Here is a 17,107-nt window from a genome sequence, read left to right on the forward strand (position 1 = left end):
GCGGTACCCTGTATGAGTGAGTTTGACTATATCATTGTCGGCGCCGGGTCTGCCGGCTGCGTTCTGGCTAACCGCCTGTCTGCCCAGGAAGATAAAAAAGTCCTCCTGGTAGAAACCGGCGGTAGCGATCGCAGTATCTTTATCCAGATGCCCACCGCACTATCCATTCCGATGAATACCGACAAGTATGCCTGGCAGTTTATGACTGAGCCAGAGCCGTACCTGGACAACCGCAGCATGCATTGCCCCAGAGGCAAGGTGCTCGGGGGTTCATCCTCGATTAACGGGATGGTTTACGTGCGCGGGCACGCCAAAGACTTTGATGAGTGGGCACAGCACGGCGCCGAAGGCTGGGACTACGCCCACTGTCTGCCCTACTTCAAACGCTCTGAGACCTGGGCTTTCGGCGGTGACGATTACCGTGGCGACGAAGGTCCACTGGGGGTCAATAACGGCAATGAAATGGCCAACCCCCTTTATGGAGCCTTTATCGAAGCTGGCAAAGAAGCTGGCTACGACTACACCGCAGATTACAACGGTGAGCAGCAAGAGGGCTTTGGTCCCATGCATATGACGGTAAAAGATGGAAAGCGCTGGTCTACCGCCAACGCTTACCTGAAACCGGCCATGCAGCGCCCCAATTTGACGGTATTGACCCACGCCACTGTGCATAAGGTGATTCTGGAAGGTAAACGGGCAGTCGGAATCAAACTTGAACGCAAGGGAAAGATCCTGGAATTCAAGGCGCGGCAGGAAGTCATCCTCAGCGCAGGTCCCATCGGCTCCCCTCACCTTCTTCAGCTCTCTGGAATCGGAGACCCCGACACACTGGCAGAAGCCGGTATCGAACTCCAACACGAACTCCCCGGCGTCGGCCAAAACCTGCAGGACCACCTGGAGTTCTATTTCCAGTTCCGCTGTAACCAGCCGATTTCCCTGAATGGCAAGCTCGACCCCTGGAATAAATTCCTGATCGGCGCTCGTTGGATACTGAAGAAGGATGGCCTTGGAGCCACCAACCATTTCGAGTCCTGCGGTTTTATTCGCTCCAAGGAAAACGTGGAGTGGCCGGACCTGCAATATCACTTCCTGCCGGCAGCCATGCGCTATGACGGCCGCGAAGCTTTCGATGGCCACGGCTTCCAGGTACATATCGGGCACAACAAGCCCAAGAGTCGCGGCAGGGTCAAAGTGGTGAGCAGTGATCCCAAGCAATCCCCTTCCATCCTGTTTAATTATTTACAGGAGAAAGAGGATATCGAGGGTTTCCGTGCTTGTGTGCGACTGACTCGCGAGATTATCAATCAGCCGGCTTTCGACGAGTACCGAGGCGATGAAATCCAGCCCGGCACCGATATCCAGACTGATGAACAAATTGACGCTTTCGTACGGGAATCCGTCGAGAGTGCTTACCACCCATCCTGCTCCTGCAAGATGGGCACTGATCCAATGGCAGTGGTAGACCCGGAAACCCGTGTACACGGTTTGCAGGGTTTGAGAGTTGTAGATTCCTCCATCTTTCCAACCATTCCCAACGGCAACCTGAATGCGCCCACCATTATGGTGGCGGAGCGGGCTGCTGACCTGATTTTAGGGCGCCCCGTATTGGCGCCCTCCGAGGCACCGGTAGCGACCAAGGCTACCAGCACTCAGCGACCTGGCCGCCCTGCGCGCTCTGTGAGCTGAATTTACGTCGGCGCTCTGGCAGAGATTTGACTGCCCCCTTCAAACGCGACGGGGATATTCAAATCTCGCACAGCAATGCCCTTTGGGGGCGCCGGCATACCAATAACTAGCTGGAGACTCAGCATGACAGCTTGGCTTTCCGCGGGATTATTGTTTACCTTCACGGCAATAATTTTCTCGCTGATTAAATGGGGAAATGTGAAGATGGTCGGGGTAACCCCGGTCAAAACCTTCACTTTTATAGCGATCCTTTTCACCTCCGGCCTTGATGTAGGCCTGATCATGTTCCCCCTCACCGAGTTCGGTGGCTACGCAGACTTAGCCAATAGCCCAGAATATGGTTTCACCAACCCACTCGCGATTGAGTTTGGTTTTTGGGCCTTCCTGATCTGGGGCTTCTACTTCCTCACCTGTTTTTACTTCTGCATTATCGAGCCCAAAGTTAAATTCTTTGAGTTGGGCCCAGTAAAGCTGATCAACAATGTGGTGATTATCGGAACCTGTGCTTTTACCGCCTACTTGCTGCTCAGCAACCTGCCCTGGTACCTGCCGCAAGTTGGCGATGGTGAAACCATTGTTGGCACCTTCTACCTGATCGTCTTTGCAGTGATCGCCGCTGCGGTCTACTCATCCACTAGCCTGCGCTATGTACGCTTCCTCAGCCTGGCGACTACCTGGATGTTTATTGGCCTGATCGCGGTCATGTGGGTAGGCGCCTTTACCGGTGAGAATGGCAACGTTGGAGACTTTGCTTCCACCTTTGCACTGCTCGGCGGTTACTTCGGCAATATCCACCAGTTCGTGCTGCCGTTAAATGACTACCACGAGTTCTACCTGTTCTGGTGGTTTGCCTGGAGCATTATGATTGGCCAGTTTACCTCCCGCTTTGTGGGCGGCCTGCGCACTTACCAAGTACTGGCGGCGATGCTGATCTTCCCATCCATCCCCATCGCGCTCTGGTTCACCGTGCTCTACTACTACTCCAGCCAAGGCCTGGATACCAGCGGCTTCTACAACCTGGCTATGGTGATTGTGGGTATTACCTTCGTGATCAACTCGCTGGATTCCCTGATTCGCCTGTACACCGATAATCTGGGCATGACCGTTGCGCGCCTGGGCAAGTGGAAGTACTTCGTGCTGAACCTGGCTGCAATGAGCCTGCTCACCCTATTGTTCAAGCTGGACTTCCTGCAAATCCAGTGGATCGGCGCTCTGGTGATCGGCATCTTCTTCTGCTGTCTGGGTTACATCCTGGTGAAGCGCTTTAGAGCGGTAGCAGCTATCGACTCCTCGCCTAAAGAAAACAAAGTCGACTTTAACAAGATCGAACTGGCGAGCTAACTGTTGAAATCCCCCGCCTAGTTTGGCGGGGGCTACAAAATATAAATAAGTGGTAATTGAACAATGAAATCGACGTTGAAACTTTCTGCACTCACTTGTGCTTCCCTACTGGTACTTGCTCAGCAATCCCAAGCGGAGCTGTCTTCTACTGTAAATCTGACCACCGACTACACCTTTAACGGTGTTAGCCAGACCCAGAATGACCCAGCACTGCAGGCTAGCCTGGACTACGGCTTTGATAACGGTTGGTATATTGGTACCTGGGCTTCCAACGTGGACTTTGGCAAAGGTGATGACACTAACCTGGAGTGGGACTTCTACGCAGGTAAGTTCATGCAACTTACCGACAAAGTGAGCCTGGACACCGGAATCGCTTATTACACCTATCACGGTGATAATGATTTCTCTGAAGAGTACGCTTACCCGGAAGCTTATGCCAAGTTTGGCTACAGCTCTGCACTGGGCGATTCCGAAGTCAACGGTTGGTACAGCTGGGATTACTTTGGCCAGGGTGGTGGCCACTACATTATGATGCTGGCCCATACCTTTGAGCTTGCAGAGGGTCACAATATTCGCTTCAGTGCTGACCGCTCCACCAGCGTCAATAAAGATAACTGGACCTGGGAAGGTAAAAAAGCCTACAACCACTACCGTGTAGAGTACATGACCTCCCTGAACGGCTTCGACCTCAATGTTGCAGCAGAAAACACTACTCTCGATTCTGAGAATGCCGACGAACGTATTGTTTTCTCTGTTGCCCGCACCTTTAACTTTTAAGTTAAGAATGCAAGCCGGGGCCTAAAACGGCCCCGGGGTTCCTCGCCAGGCAACTCCTAAGGCAACTCCCCTTCACTGCCCTTGCCGAGCTTCTCAGCAGATTTCATCATCACTTGTTCTTGCGCAGGCGCCCCATTTGAGTTCCGGTGTTCTTCTTTTGGCAGGCCCTCTAAAACGATTTCCTTTTCAGCCAAGGCCGGATGTAAAGCCAAGTCGTGCCGGGCAACTTTGACGATTGAGATACAAAGTAAAAGTGCGATTAGCAGTAAAGGTACACCGGCAATAATACTTGCGGCCTGCAGTGCTTCGAGCCCACCGATAAACAGCAAGGCGATTGGCATTACTGCCAGAGCAAATGCCCAGAAAATTCGATTCCACCGAAGAGGCTCACCATCGACCTCCTTCTGCACAACGGCCGCAAGAATGTGAGAAATGGAGTCAAAAGTAATAACCGTGAAGACCAGTGCGATCAGTGTGTATAGCAACACAACCAACTGGCTTGCCGGGAGCGTATCCAAAATCGCAAAGATCGTGCTATTAGCACCTTGCTGATTCAGCATTTGCACCAAATCCAACTGACCCGAGAAATGCAGGTAAACCCCGTAGTTGCCCAGCACCATAAAGAACAAGAAGCATCCGAGAGTACCAAATAATATTGAACCAAGGATCATTTCCTTGATGGTCCTGCCTCGGGAAATACGCGCAATAAAAAGGCCAATACTCGGCGCAAAAACCAGCCACCAAGCCCAATAGAAAACGGTCCACTCCTGGGGAAAACGGGTGTTGGGAAACTGCTGGAAATGAGAGAAGGATTCAGTCCAAGTGGCCATCTGCAAAAAGTTATGCAGGGCCCTGCCCAGAGAGTCCAGCCCGCTGTTAAGCATAAATAGCGTTGGGCCAACGACAAATACAAAGAATAGCAGTGCAAGGGACAGAAAAATAGTGAAGTTCGAGAGTGCGCCAATTCCCCGTTTCAAACCTGCAAGGGCACTGTAGCCAAACAACAGTGCACATATCACAAGTACGCCAATCTGAGCCCCCAGTCCGGTAGGCGTGCCAAATATCTTATAAAGCCCCAAAGTAATCAGCGGCGCAGCAATACCAAGTCGCGTAGCGGCACCTCCGAGCATCCCAAACACCAGGGAAATATCTATAGCCTTGCCAATGGGCCCATTAGCTCTCCCCTCCCCCAGCACAGGTGCAAGTGCTTGGCTAAATTTCAGGACTTTACGCTGGCGTACATAATAGAAGTAAGCAATAGGCACCGCAGGGATCAAATAAATGGACCAGGCTAATGGCCCCCAGTGAAAAATTCCGTAAGAAACTGCCCAACGGGCGGCTTCGACTGAACTCGCTTGAACTTGGAACGGCGGCTGTTGGTAGTAGTAGATCCATTCAACCATCGACCAATATAAAATCGAAGCGCCAATGCCAGAAGAAAACAGCATGGCAGCCCAGGACACAGTTGAGAACTCTGGAGCTTCCTTTTGGCCTCCCAGTTTTATCCGGCCGATATCGCTAAATGCGACATATAGCACAAACAGCATCGCCCCTATGCCAAGTAGAAGATAAAAAACACCTAACTTTTCTGTTACCAGGTCTTTCACTGCCAAGAGCCACATAGAGCCAGCCTCGGGATATAAGATCAGAGGCAGTGTTGTCACTAGCAATATTGCCAGAGCGCCCAAAAAGGTGGGCCAGTCTATTAGATCTTCCGATCCCCTATTCAATAAATCTCTCCGTATTAATTGATATTGGTGGTCAAAAGAAAAATAACATACACCAGTATCACTATTATGACTTGAGCCTTTTATAAACCCCCTACGCAACACTACCGAACATTAATACGCCAATCTTTTAGGAAGACAATGTGATGCCAAAAAGTATACTGATATGACATTCATATGGCGAAATTCACTACTAACTTTCCTTACCAAACACAGATCGGCACATATTCAAACAGCTTTGAAAGTTAAAAATTTCAAAGTAAAAGAGAAGGATCGATATGTATAAATTGGCGATCACCATTCTATTTGGCTTAGCTCTGTGGGCGTGTACAAAAAGTCCTTTAAGCGATATTGATATCTATGACTTCAGGCCTGAATCCGAAATAGGTGTTTATGATGTCTCCCAAAAGGATTGTGAGCTAATGGGATATAGGCAAGTTATCAGAAGTGATTCTCCTATCGGCTGTGGACGTCTAAAGAGAGTAGTTTTTAATTTCTATCCACTCTTACCTAACCCGACAGAAAAAAGTAATGCAACCAGTAGTAATAAAGGTGCCACAAGTATCAATCAAACAAGTACTATTAAGACCCCTGAAAAAGGGGCAATTATTGTACTTGATGTCGTTGCCGCTGAAGTATTGGATCTTTTTACAGAGCTATACCAATTGCATTTTCCGATAGAATCAGCAATACCAATTGAGTATTTCACGAAGAAAGAGCGTCTTGCAGATGATATGAATAACACGCTCGCCTTTGATTCCCGGCCCATCACCGGCGGAAATAAGTGGTCTGAGCATGCTTATGGTGTTGCCATTGATATCAACCCCCTACAGAATCCCTATCTACATATAGATAAACACTCAAAAGCAGTGGTAATCCCGAAGGATGCAGCAGAGGGTTATTTAAACCGAGCAAAATACCGGGCAGGAAAGCCGATACGCAAAGGAATGTCTGAAGATATAACTACAGTTTTTGCCAAGCATGGCTTTGCTGTCTGGGGAGGAGATTGGAATGCTCCGATTGATTATATGCACTTCCAGGTTGGTACCCGCCAGTTTATTAACCGGCTCGTTTCTTTACCGGTAAAGGAAGCAAAGCTGCTATTCAACCAGTATGTGAGCCTGCTTAATCAGTGTTTCAAAGAGAACACGCTTATCAATAACCCCACTCACCTCAGAAAATACTGTGTAGATCGGGTGACGCCTGCATTTGGTTCTCAATAATGTAACTGTGGTAAATAGCGGCTAAATTGGCGCCATATTTTTAGTAGCATATCTAAGACGTCATCTTAGAGGTACGAATCGCAAAATATCACGCCTTTATAATACAAGCTAGAAGATCCAGGCAGCGTTGTATCAAATGGCAATTTTAGCTCCCATATAAGTACCCTATTTGGGATACCACTACACTCATTTAAATAGCCAAACTTCATTAAGAGTACAGAATGAAGATTTTCGATGAGGTTGAATCGGAAGTGCAAAGCTATGCACGATCCTTCCCAAAGGTGTTCTGTCGCGCAAAAGGTGAATTATTGTGGGACCTGGATGGAAACCAGTATTTAGATTTTCTGGCTGGAGCAGGTGCACTCAATTATGGGCACAATAACGCACTATTCAAAGGGGCTCTATTGGATTACATCCGGGCCGACGGTATTACACACGGTCTGGATCTACACACCAAGGCCAAGGGAGAGTTTCTACAAACCTTTAGTGACAATATCCTTGCCCCCAGGGGCATGGAATACATCATCCAATTTACAGGACCTACAGGTACTAATGCAGTAGAAGCCGCCATGAAGGTTGCCCGCAAGGTCACTGGACGGCAAGCCATTATTGCCTTTACCAATGGTTTTCATGGTGTAAGTCTTGGTTCCCTCACAGCAACGGGAAACTCCTATCACAGAGATGCGGCAGGTATTCTACTAAGTGGTACCCATCGAATGCCTTATGACGGCTACTTGGGGAACGGCATTGACACAACGGAGTACCTGGATAAGGCACTATCGGACTCCAGTAGTGGTATCGGCTCACCAGCTGCCGTTATTGTGGAAACAATTCAAGGTGAAGGCGGTATTAATAGTGCCAGTATCGGATGGTTAAGAAATCTACAGAGTGTTTGCAGAAAACATGAATTGCTTTTGATAGTTGACGATATCCAGGCTGGCTGTGGACGAACAGGCGATTTCTTCAGTTTCGAAGAGGCGGGAATTGAGCCCGATATTATCACTCTTTCCAAGTCGCTTGGAGGTTATGGATTACCGATCGCACTAGTCTTAATGAAACCCAAGCTGGATCAATGGAAGCCAGGGGAACACAATGGTACCTTCCGCGGTAACAGCCTGGCATTTGTAACCGCAAAAGCGGCAATTGACCACTACTGGTCAGACCCTAGCTTCTCTGAAGATATAAAGCGAAAAGGCAGCTATATCTCCTCACGTCTTAACAGCATTATTAATCAATACGGCGAGGGCCTACTGAAAAGTAAAGGCCGTGGTATGTTTCAAGGCATCGACTGCGTAACAGGCTATCTGGCCAAAAGGGTATCCGAGTATGCGTTTGAACATCAGCTGATTATTGAGACCAGTGGCGCCGATGACCAGGTTCTTAAACTGCTTTGCCCCCTAACTACCAGTGATCAAAACCTTCAAGGCGGTATCGATATTATTGAAAAAGCACTTCAGGAAGTCTTTGCCAGGGAAGAAAATATACTGCAGACAATGACCAACATTGACACCTGCCGAATATAATTTATCCAGCGGACCAAGAATAGAAAACACCTAGAGCCTATAACATACATGGATGTATATATTTATGTTGAATGAGAAACAGATAAATTTAAGTAATATTCTCACTGAAGAGAATGACTATTCCAACTCCCCTTTTCTTAAAGTAAAGGAGAGAGATCTTAGCCTGCCAATAATAACTGCAGAAGCTGAAAGGTTAGGATGCACTTTCAAGTTTCATGAAAAATCTATTTACGAGATCATCAATGGGGACCTGCGAGTCCCATTCTTGAGCAACTCCCCATCAAGCTCCTGTGTTCATAGCTACTGTGCAAGAATCAAGAACATTGCAAAGAAGATGTTAACTGAGAATGGAGTGCCGGTTCCGGAGGGGAATGTTTTCAAGGATATTAAGAGCGCTCTTGCCTATTTCAAGAACTTTAATGGCAAGGTTGCCATCAAACCAAACAATGCTTCCATGGCCAGAGGTGTTACCACCGGTATTTGCACCGAAGAAGAATTCATTAGCGGCTGGGAATTTGCAGCAAAGTACAGTAAGGAAATTATTGTTGAGAAAAGCATTGACGGATATGATTTAAGGGTCTGGGTAATTGGAGGCAAAGCCGTAACAGCATTTGTTAGAATTCCTGCAAATGTAGTTGGCGACGGAATAAGCAGTATCAGGCATTTGATAGAAAAGAAAAATGAACGCAGAAAGCTCAATCCTAATCTGATTCATGACCCGATCAATCGGTTTGACTTGATCGATAGGAAGGGCCTCACTTTAGATTATGTCCCCGAGCATAATGAGCGAGTATGGCTTACAAGCGTAGCAACAGTTGGGGGGGAAATAGTCAATTTTATTGACCACGTAGATAAGGCAACACTTGAAATTGCAGAGAGGGCAGCCGCTACTTTTCCTGGAATTATACAGGCAGGCGTTGACTTGATTGTGGATACAGAAAAGGAAAATGCCAGGGCCGTTGTCCTTGAGGTTAACTCCAATCCAGATATATCTTCCCCTACATTTCCGGGATACGGCGATCAGATTAACACCCCTAAAGCACTACTTGAATATGTTTTAAAACACCCATCTGCGGCCACTGGAAACAAAAAGGCTAGCTACAATCCAGCCCCTCAATACTCTTACACCATAAGTGATAATGCATCACTTAGAGAGCTTGGAAACTCAATAAAATTTATCAAACAGGCTGCCCTAAGGAAAGGAATCAAAACTGAGGATGTAGATGACAATGTGTTTATTGCCAAAAATAAAAAACAATCGCACCTATTTCTTGGCTGCATGCCAGAAAGCACATCTTTAGTATCGCGAATAATATGCAATGATAAAAGTTTTCTCTCAAGCTTCCTGAAGTACAAAAAAATACCTTACTTCAGTAAAAATGATGTAGGTGAAAAACTAAAGATATACAGGCTGGTACTAATAGATGGTGCGGTAGTGTCCGTACTTCAAAGCATTCATGAAGGATACAAGCTAAATACAGAGCTTGGAGTAAACCATAGATGGCAGGAAGTAACCAGGGAGATACATTGCAAATTCACGGAGATTGCGAGTCATGTTATATCAGAGTTGTTCCACCCCTACCTTTCCGGGGTAACTATTATTGCCGAAGATATATCTGCATCTCCTAAAGACCAGGAATGGGCAATTAGAGATGTCACATACAAGCCCTTTCTGGCTTGGCATCACCATCCAGATATTGGTATTGGTCGAGATGTAGCTGGCGCTTTACTGGACTCTTTATTTGAAAGTGAAGATCAAACTATAACCATTCAAAAATCTATACATATCCAACTAGGTAAAGAGGTATCTTTTAAAGATCTTGCTGAAAAAATACAAAAAAGTGCGGCAAGATTTGGCATTTCAGGGTGGGCGAAAAACATCCAAAATGAAACCTTGGAAATGCTTTTAGAGGGGGCGCCCAGAGCTCTTGATGACTTTCTTACCACCTGCCAAGACCTCATGGGAGCAAACTATGGAGATATAATTCGAATTGAAGAATATAGTAAAATTCAACATTCAAGCTTTGTGGTGGTTAGCTAATGGCAACTCCTTGATTTTTTAAGAGTGATCTAGAAGGCACCTCTAGAAAAAAGTGCCTTAGAGCGCTCACCAGAGCATTACCTGTTCTTATAACCTGGACGGATGGCTTCCAGGGTCACCTTCAATATGGGGCTTATCGTCATGTGATATCCCATGGGTGCCATGACTGGGTATCTCCCAGTCCCCTTCCTTAGTCCAGGGGTCTTCCTTCGGGAAGTCTTCGATATAAATTTCCTTTTCCTCATAATCAGGCTGGTAGCGCAAATCATAATCAGCAGCTTTAACGATCGATATGCAAAGCAGGAGGGCAACAATAAGCAATGGGACTCCACCAATAACGCTGGCAGTCTGCAGAGTGTCTAATCCACCGAGAAACATCAAAGTCACCGGCATCACAGACAAAGCAAAAGCCCAAAATAGGCGATTCCATCGCGCTGGTTCCTCATCTACTTCCTTCTGCACCACAGCAGCGAGAATATAAGAGATGGAGTCAAAGGTAGTTGCTGTAAAGATAAGCGCGAGTATGGTGTAAACCAGGATGACCAGCTTACTGGCGGGAAGTGTTTTAAGCGTAGCAAAGATAGCCTCTGTAGCCCCCTGCTCATTTAATATCTGTACAACATCCAATTCACCGGAAAATTGAAGATAAACTCCGTAGTTACCCAACACCATAAAGAACAGAAAGCAACCCAGGGTACCAAAGAAGATAGAACCGACTACCATCGTCTTGATAGTCCTGCCGCGAGAAATGCGAGCAATAAATAAACCAACACTGGGTGCAAAAACCAACCACCAGGCCCAGTAAAAGATGGTCCAGTCTTGCGGGAAGTGTGTATCCGGGAACTGCTCAAACCTGGCAAATGGCTCAGTCCAGGATGCCATATGGAAGATGTTGTCCAGCACACGGCCCAAGGCATCTAACCCGGTATTTAGCATAAACAGGGTTGGACCAACAAGAAAAACAAATACCAGCAGGGCGATCGAAAGCCACATGTTCACATTGGAAAGCGCCCGAATACCCTTCTTCAGACCTACAAATGCGCTATAGCCAAAGATCAGCGTACAGATCATTAGTACGGTTACCTGGGTACCCAGCCCAGTTGGCACACCTAGCAGTTCATGAGCGCCTTGGGTAATCAAAGGAGCGGCAATCCCTAAGGTAGTGGCACCACCTCCCAGCATGCCAAACACAAACAAGACGTCAATCAGCTTGCCAATACCCCCTTGCGCCCGCTGCTCCCCCAAAACCGGCATCAGTGCTTCACTGATCTTCAATACACTGTGATTGCGTACATAGTAGAAATAGGCAATAGGTAGTGCCGGTATCAAATAAATAGACCACGCCAAGGGCCCCCAATGAAATATACCGTAAGCGACCGCCCAGCGTGCAGCCTCAGGCGTTCCCCCTTCAACCTGAAAGGGCGGAGACTGGTAGTAGTAGATCCACTCGACCATGGACCAATAGAGGATTGAGGCCCCAATGCCCGCGCAAAAAAGCATGGAAGCCCAGGATAGTGTTGAAAATTCAGGGTTCTCTTCAGGGCTACCCAGTTTGATCTGACCTATATCGCTAAATACGATGTAGACCATAAACAGAATCGCCCCAACTCCCAGCAGCAAATAAAAGACCCCTAATTTGTCAGTGACAAAATTCTTAGCCACCAGTACCCAGGCTGCGCCGACCTCAGGGTAAAGCACCAAGGGCACAGTCACCATTATCAGCAGCGCCAGCGCTCCAAAGAAAGTGGGCTTATCAATAATCTCTCTAAAGTTACTGGACAACACTTGCCTCCTGTTTGCCATAAAAAACTGCGGCAAAATAAAAGCAAGTGAGACTGTATATAAAGAACTGAAAATAAGGCGATGTTATTGAGCTAGAACTTATATAAAAGAAGGAATCAGAATGAATTGCTTTTTAGTTTTGCTTTTATGCTGGTGGATTTTATCAACATCTCACTGAAGTTCAATGCAGACTCCACTTTCTCCTCGTATATGCATTCTGGACCACGAGAGTCAACGCCTATTTTCAGCCCGCTTCTCTCATAACCTCAACGACTTGAACGTTGCCACAAGACTTTCACTTCTGAATTTTCAGGGAGTTCTCCAGCTGGGTGAACTGCCCTTGTATCATCGCCTTTTCCTGCAGCAGGATACGATTTTCATCCGCCAGCTGCTCTATGCGGTCCTTGGATAAAGTCAAATCTATTTCGAGCTTTTCCATGGACTGATATTGTAACTGTGCCTCTTTGGCGAGAGCTGAGTAGTCACTTTGCAGTTGGGCTAACTGGTTCTGTAAGCTGGTTATCTCCGTAGCTCTAGCCATGTCCAGCTTGCCCTGATCTTCAGCCTGCCTTCTAAGCACCTCGACTTCCGCTTGAGATGCTCCAATCTGTTCACATAGATCATGCTTTTCTCGATTAACTTCTGCCACCAGTGCCTGCCCGTGTTTATTCAGCAGCTCCTGCTCACTTAACTTGCGCTCGGTCAGTGCCAACTGCTCAGTAAGTATGGCGACTTGACCTTTCAACTGCTCATTTGCGGAGCGGAACTGATCCCTTTCATGCTGACGATCGCTGGCTGTTCGCTGCTGGAAATGCTCGAAGTGCTCACGGATATCACGGTTCTCGAGCCTCATTTCCTCAATGGACTCTTTCTGCTCCTGAATACGGCCCAAACCCTCTTCACGTTGAAATTCGCTCTTCTCAACTGCTTTCTGTGTATCATCTAGAGCCCGCTTTAGCTGGCGCTTTTCGGTTTCCGCAATCGCCAGCTTCCGCTCCAGCTCACGAACACTGGCCGCCTGCTTGGAGTTTTTCTCCTGAACCTCGCTGAGTTGGGCGGCTATTGATTCTTCCTGAGCCTTAAATTCCTGCTGAACCTCTTCAACTCTTTGGTCCGCCTGCCCCTGGATGCGCTGATGTAACCCTTTGAGAGCCTCCACCAGGTCCCTAGGGAGGCCGCTAACATCTGTGTCATTGGCAATCTCGCTACGCCAACGCTTTAACAGTGGCGCGATAGTGCTTTTGCTGCCAGTTCCCAGGTGAGATCGCACCCGATCTACCGTTGGCTCTTCCCCCAGGGCCTTTACCGCTTTCGCAGCCTCAACAATATCGAAATAAGTAACCCCTGCACGTGCCATTAGCCTTTCCTTAGATTATTTCGTTACAAATTACGTAATACGTAATATTACATAATACTATACAATTAACCAATTCTTGAATTTACCTTTATAACCTTCGATAATGATTCTTATCGAAGGTTATATTCATAAGAAAGCCCGCATTTCCCGTACCACCAGTACAAACAATACTTCTTAAGGTGTCTTTAAAATCATGGGAATCCAGCCCTCCCCGCCCGGGATACCCCCACTAAAAACCAGCTCTCTTAGTACAACTGGACAGGCTGACGCTCTGCTATCAGAAGAGGACATCCAGAAATACCTGCGTGCGGCCACCTCTGACAGTACGCGCAAGGCTTACCGCTCAGCTATCCGCCAGTTCGAACGGTGGGGCGGCAGGCTGCCTACCGATGGCCGCTCACTAGTGAGCTATCTGATGAGCCGGGCAGACAAGTTGAACCCTCGCACATTGGATCTGCACCTTACCGCCATTGGCCAATGGCATCTGTATCAGGGAATTCCAAATCCAGTCACCGAACCCTTGGTACAAAAGACTATGCGCGGCATTCGCCGCACGCATGGCAAGCCCAAACAAAAAGCCAAGGCTTTGAGCCTCCAACACATTGCCACTATGGCTAATCAGTTGCGCTCGCAACCGGATTCAAATAAGAAGGCAAGGGATCTCGCTCTGATTCTAATCGGCTTCTTTGGGGCATTTCGGCGTAGCGAGCTGGTAGCGATCCAGGTGGAAGACCTGGTTTGGGAGGAGGAAGGCCTGATTGTGCGTCTACCTAAATCCAAAACGGATCAAAACGGTCAAGGAATTATGCGTGCCCTCCCCTTCGGTAAACCAGAATCCTGCCCAGCTCAAGCCCTCAAAACCTGGCTAAAAGTAAGTGGTATTGTTCGTGGGCCGGTATTCAGAGCGGTTAACCGCTGGGATACAGTTCAGGACCGGCAATTAAATCCCACTGCCATCAATGACCTACTGAAGAAGCTTGGGGCAGATTGTGGATTTGACTTCATCAATGAACTCAGCAGCCATAGCTTCCGCCGCGGACTGTCTACATCTGCAGCCCGGGAAAAGGTTGGTTTTGAGTTGATCAAAAAGCAAGGTGGCTGGAAAAGTGATGCCACAGTTTGGGAGTACATTGAGGAAGGGCAACGATTTACTGAGAATGCCTCCGCGATCCTAATGAAGAAGATGGCGGAGTTACTTTAGCTGCTATGGGAGCCCGGAATCTGCCTCAGGCTCCCGAAAAAAAGCCTGCTAAATCTGTAAGCTTGAGCTGAATCGCCCTATGGGAGCACCAATACCTACCCTGCCGATCCACTTTCCATCTATCTCAGGCTGTCTACACTGACAAGCTCATAAAATCAGCCACGCTCGCCAATAAACACCTGGGACCAACTAAACTCTCCGGGCAGCAACGGGCAATATCTACTAACTAACCCTAATTACCACAGCACTCTTGTACCCAGGCGCCAAAATAGTTCTTTTTTGAGCCGTAACTTGGCCCGGGTCAGGACTTACCAGCTTTTCCTGGAGACACCAACCATGGCTAAACCCACCTGCGTCATTGTAGGCGTCGGGCCTGGAAATGGGGCCGCCTTTGCCAAGAAGTTTAATCACGAAGGCTACCGGGTGGCGCTTCTTGCCCGAAATAAAAGTTACCTAGATAAATTGCAGACTGAGCTGGGCGAGGCAAAGAGTTACATCTGTGACGTTACCAAACCTGATCAAATTGCCGATGTATTCAGCCGCATCCAAGCTGAAATGGCCCCAATCGAAACATTGATCTACAACGCTGGCTCTGGCCACTCCTGCACCATTGAAAATCTCGATATCTATGAATATGAATCGGATTGGAAGATAAATTGCCGGGGTTGCGCTCTATTCGGCCAACTGGTGACTACTGAGATGATCCAGCATGGCAAAGGAAACATCATTATTGTGGGAGCAACCGCCTCCCTCCGCGGCGGAGCGAACTTTGCTTCTTTTGCGTCAGCAAAGGCTGCGCAGCGCAGTCTTGCCCAATCGATGGCCAGGCATCTTTGGCCCAAAGGGGTACATGTAGCCTACCTGATCATTGATGGGCCGGTAAGTAAAAGTCGCACACTAGATGGAAGCACAAGAGATAATCAAACATTTTTGCAGCCACCAGATATCGCCGACACGGCCTTTTTCCTGACAACCCAGGCCAAATCCGCCTGGACTTTCGAGGTGGATCTTAGGCCCCATGTGGAGAAATGGTAACAACTATCAGCTAAGTTAAAACTGCTCATTCTGATTTGCCGGGAACCAGATTTTGCAAGGAGGCCAATAATGACCCTTAACAAGAAACAAATTGAAGAGTGTGAATCCAGCCGTTGGGACTTTTCTGACCTGAAAGCTGTATTTCTTAACTGCACTCTGAAGCCTACGCCGGAACTATCCCATACGGATGGACTGGTTACTATCTCCCGAGAAATCATGCAAAGAAACGGTATCTCGGTACAGGTACTGAGACCAGTTGACCACGATATTGCCTTCGGCGTTTACCCAGATATGACTAAACACGGCTGGGAGAACGATGACTGGCCACAGATATTTCAACAAGTGATTGAGGCCAATATCCTGGTTATAACAACACCTATTTGGCTGGGGGAAAAATCATCCATATGCACCCAGGTTATAGAAAGGCTTTATGCCAATTCATCTGATCTGAATGACCAGGGACAATACGCCTATTATGGGCGAGTCGGGGGCTGCCTTATTACTGGCAATGAAGACGGAGCCAAACACTGTGCGATGAATATCCTCTACTCCTTGCAACATCTTGGCTATGTTATCCCACCCCAAGCAGATGCAGCCTGGGTTGGTGAAGCAGGCCCTGGCCCCTCATATCTGGACCCAGGTTCTGGCGGCCCGCAAAATGACTTCACCAACCGCAACACCACCTTTATGACATGGAATTTGATGCACCTTGCGAGAATAATAAAAGATGCCGGTGGTATCCCTGCCCATGGAAATCAGCGCTCGGCGTGGGATGCAGGCTGCAAGCCCGATTTTCCCAACCCCGATTATCGATAGGGACGCCCTCCCCCGTTGATCAATCTGTGTCCATCGATTGGCGGGGAAGTGTAAATAAATCGAAGCATGATGTATCAATGCCTTACCTTGGCTCTAAGCCAGAAAGTAATAGCCTTTTGCTGAGGATATATCTAACCATTTCGTATCGCTATTGATCGGCACTATTGAAAGTTGCCCTCAGAACTTGCCACATAGAAACCAGATAGCGGTACTGCCAGTCTTATGACCAAGAAACCCAATGTGTCTGCTTCATGTCATAGGTAGTTTCACGCGCGAAAGCCAGTGGTCAATTTGCGCATTATCCATTTCGCGCTGGAGCATTCATCCTCGAAACCTAATACCATCATACTAAATATCCAACGCTCATCGCCTTAGCCTCAACCTCAGCCAAATCACTCTTTCAGGAACTCATCACTGCCCATAGAAAACTCAATCGGACACGACTCACTGACTGATAAAAAGTCACTCACAAGCAGGTGCTATTTGAAAAAACAATAGTGTAAAGCCCCAATAAAAATAACAGTTACTTTCTTTGAATTAAGGTTCATAACCATGATGACCTATTAGCCTTTATAGCAACTTAAAAATAGAAACGAAC

The 17,107-nt window shown here is 47.7% G+C and carries 12 protein-coding genes; 9 read left to right on the forward strand and 3 right to left on the reverse strand.

The features are described 5' to 3' along the window. The first annotated feature begins 12 nt into the window (after positions 1-12). From betA to ACJJJB_RS08565, 3 genes are all read left to right on the forward strand, one after another. Complete coding sequence (gene betA / locus ACJJJB_RS08555) at positions 13-1,686, forward strand: choline dehydrogenase (RefSeq protein WP_445366063.1); 1,674 nt, start codon at positions 13-15, stop codon at positions 1,684-1,686. A gap of 123 nt (positions 1,687-1,809) precedes the next feature. Further along, positions 1,810-3,027, forward strand: coding sequence for a BCCT family transporter (locus ACJJJB_RS08560; RefSeq protein WP_282953461.1), 1,218 nt, complete (start codon positions 1,810-1,812; stop codon positions 3,025-3,027). 63 nt (positions 3,028-3,090) lie between these two features. Then, the gene (locus ACJJJB_RS08565; RefSeq protein ID WP_282953460.1) at positions 3,091-3,804 is read left to right on the forward strand and encodes a TorF family putative porin; all 714 of its coding nucleotides are present in this window, start codon (positions 3,091-3,093) and stop codon (positions 3,802-3,804) included. A 56-nt stretch (positions 3,805-3,860) separates the two neighbouring features. On the opposite strand, the gene ACJJJB_RS08570 is transcribed toward ACJJJB_RS08565, so the two are convergent. Next, entirely contained in the window at positions 3,861-5,534 is a 1,674-nt protein-coding gene (locus ACJJJB_RS08570) for a BCCT family transporter (RefSeq protein ID WP_445366064.1), read from the reverse strand. Between the two features lie 275 nt (positions 5,535-5,809). Here ACJJJB_RS08570 and ACJJJB_RS08575 point away from each other — a divergent pair, with 275 nt between their 5' ends. From ACJJJB_RS08575 to ACJJJB_RS08585, 3 genes are all read left to right on the forward strand, one after another. Next, on the forward strand, positions 5,810-6,754 hold the full coding sequence (locus ACJJJB_RS08575) for a M15 family metallopeptidase (RefSeq protein WP_282953459.1): 945 nt from the start codon (positions 5,810-5,812) through the stop codon (positions 6,752-6,754). 221 nt (positions 6,755-6,975) lie between these two features. Further along, positions 6,976-8,277 carry a diaminobutyrate--2-oxoglutarate transaminase gene (ectB, locus tag ACJJJB_RS08580; RefSeq protein ID WP_444946752.1) on the forward strand — a complete coding sequence of 434 codons (1,302 nt, stop codon included), beginning with the start codon at positions 6,976-6,978 and terminating at the stop codon, positions 8,275-8,277. 64 nt (positions 8,278-8,341) lie between these two features. Then, positions 8,342-10,318, forward strand: coding sequence for an acylphosphatase (locus ACJJJB_RS08585; protein WP_444901555.1), 1,977 nt, complete (start codon positions 8,342-8,344; stop codon positions 10,316-10,318). An 87-nt stretch (positions 10,319-10,405) separates the two neighbouring features. Here the strand turns inward: ACJJJB_RS08585 and ACJJJB_RS08590 are convergent, their stop codons facing one another. Further along, complete coding sequence (locus ACJJJB_RS08590; RefSeq protein WP_445366065.1) at positions 10,406-12,100, reverse strand: BCCT family transporter; 1,695 nt, start codon at positions 12,098-12,100, stop codon at positions 10,406-10,408. A gap of 295 nt (positions 12,101-12,395) precedes the next feature. After that, positions 12,396-13,457, reverse strand: a complete 1,062-nt coding sequence (locus ACJJJB_RS08595; protein ID WP_445366066.1) for a DNA-binding protein — start codon at positions 13,455-13,457, stop codon at positions 12,396-12,398. A 193-nt stretch (positions 13,458-13,650) separates the two neighbouring features. Here ACJJJB_RS08595 and ACJJJB_RS08600 point away from each other — a divergent pair, with 193 nt between their 5' ends. The 3 genes from ACJJJB_RS08600 (at position 13,651) to ACJJJB_RS08610 (ending at position 16,509) form a co-directional block, all read left to right on the forward strand. Beyond that, on the forward strand, positions 13,651-14,658 hold the full coding sequence (locus ACJJJB_RS08600) for a tyrosine-type recombinase/integrase (protein ID WP_445366067.1): 1,008 nt from the start codon (positions 13,651-13,653) through the stop codon (positions 14,656-14,658). Positions 14,659-14,994: 336 nt separating this feature from the next. Further along, positions 14,995-15,693, forward strand: a complete 699-nt coding sequence (locus ACJJJB_RS08605) for an SDR family NAD(P)-dependent oxidoreductase (RefSeq protein WP_445366068.1) — start codon at positions 14,995-14,997, stop codon at positions 15,691-15,693. 69 nt (positions 15,694-15,762) lie between these two features. Then, positions 15,763-16,509, forward strand: coding sequence for a flavodoxin family protein (locus ACJJJB_RS08610; RefSeq protein ID WP_020412832.1), 747 nt, complete (start codon positions 15,763-15,765; stop codon positions 16,507-16,509). Positions 16,510-17,107: the final 598 nt, after the last annotated feature.

This window comes from Microbulbifer variabilis (assembly GCF_052468405.1).

Bases quoted from the DNA above. Each gene is read 5' to 3' on its own strand.
- ACJJJB_RS08595 (WP_445366066.1), bottom strand. From the start codon at position 13,457: ATGGCACGTGCAGGGGTTACTTATTTCGATATTGTTGAGGCTGCGAAA.
- ACJJJB_RS08610 (WP_020412832.1), top strand. From the start codon at position 15,763: ATGACCCTTAACAAGAAACAAATTGAAGAGTGTGAATCCAGCCGTTGG.
- ACJJJB_RS08605 (WP_445366068.1), top strand. From the start codon at position 14,995: ATGGCTAAACCCACCTGCGTCATTGTAGGCGTCGGGCCTGGAAATGGG.
- ACJJJB_RS08600 (WP_445366067.1), top strand. From the start codon at position 13,651: ATGGGAATCCAGCCCTCCCCGCCCGGGATACCCCCACTAAAAACCAGC.
- ACJJJB_RS08560 (WP_282953461.1), top strand. From the start codon at position 1,810: ATGACAGCTTGGCTTTCCGCGGGATTATTGTTTACCTTCACGGCAATA.
- betA (WP_445366063.1), top strand. From the start codon at position 13: ATGAGTGAGTTTGACTATATCATTGTCGGCGCCGGGTCTGCCGGCTGC.
- ACJJJB_RS08585 (WP_444901555.1), top strand. From the start codon at position 8,342: ATGTTGAATGAGAAACAGATAAATTTAAGTAATATTCTCACTGAAGAG.
- ACJJJB_RS08575 (WP_282953459.1), top strand. From the start codon at position 5,810: ATGTATAAATTGGCGATCACCATTCTATTTGGCTTAGCTCTGTGGGCG.
- ectB (WP_444946752.1), top strand. From the start codon at position 6,976: ATGAAGATTTTCGATGAGGTTGAATCGGAAGTGCAAAGCTATGCACGA.
- ACJJJB_RS08565 (WP_282953460.1), top strand. From the start codon at position 3,091: ATGAAATCGACGTTGAAACTTTCTGCACTCACTTGTGCTTCCCTACTG.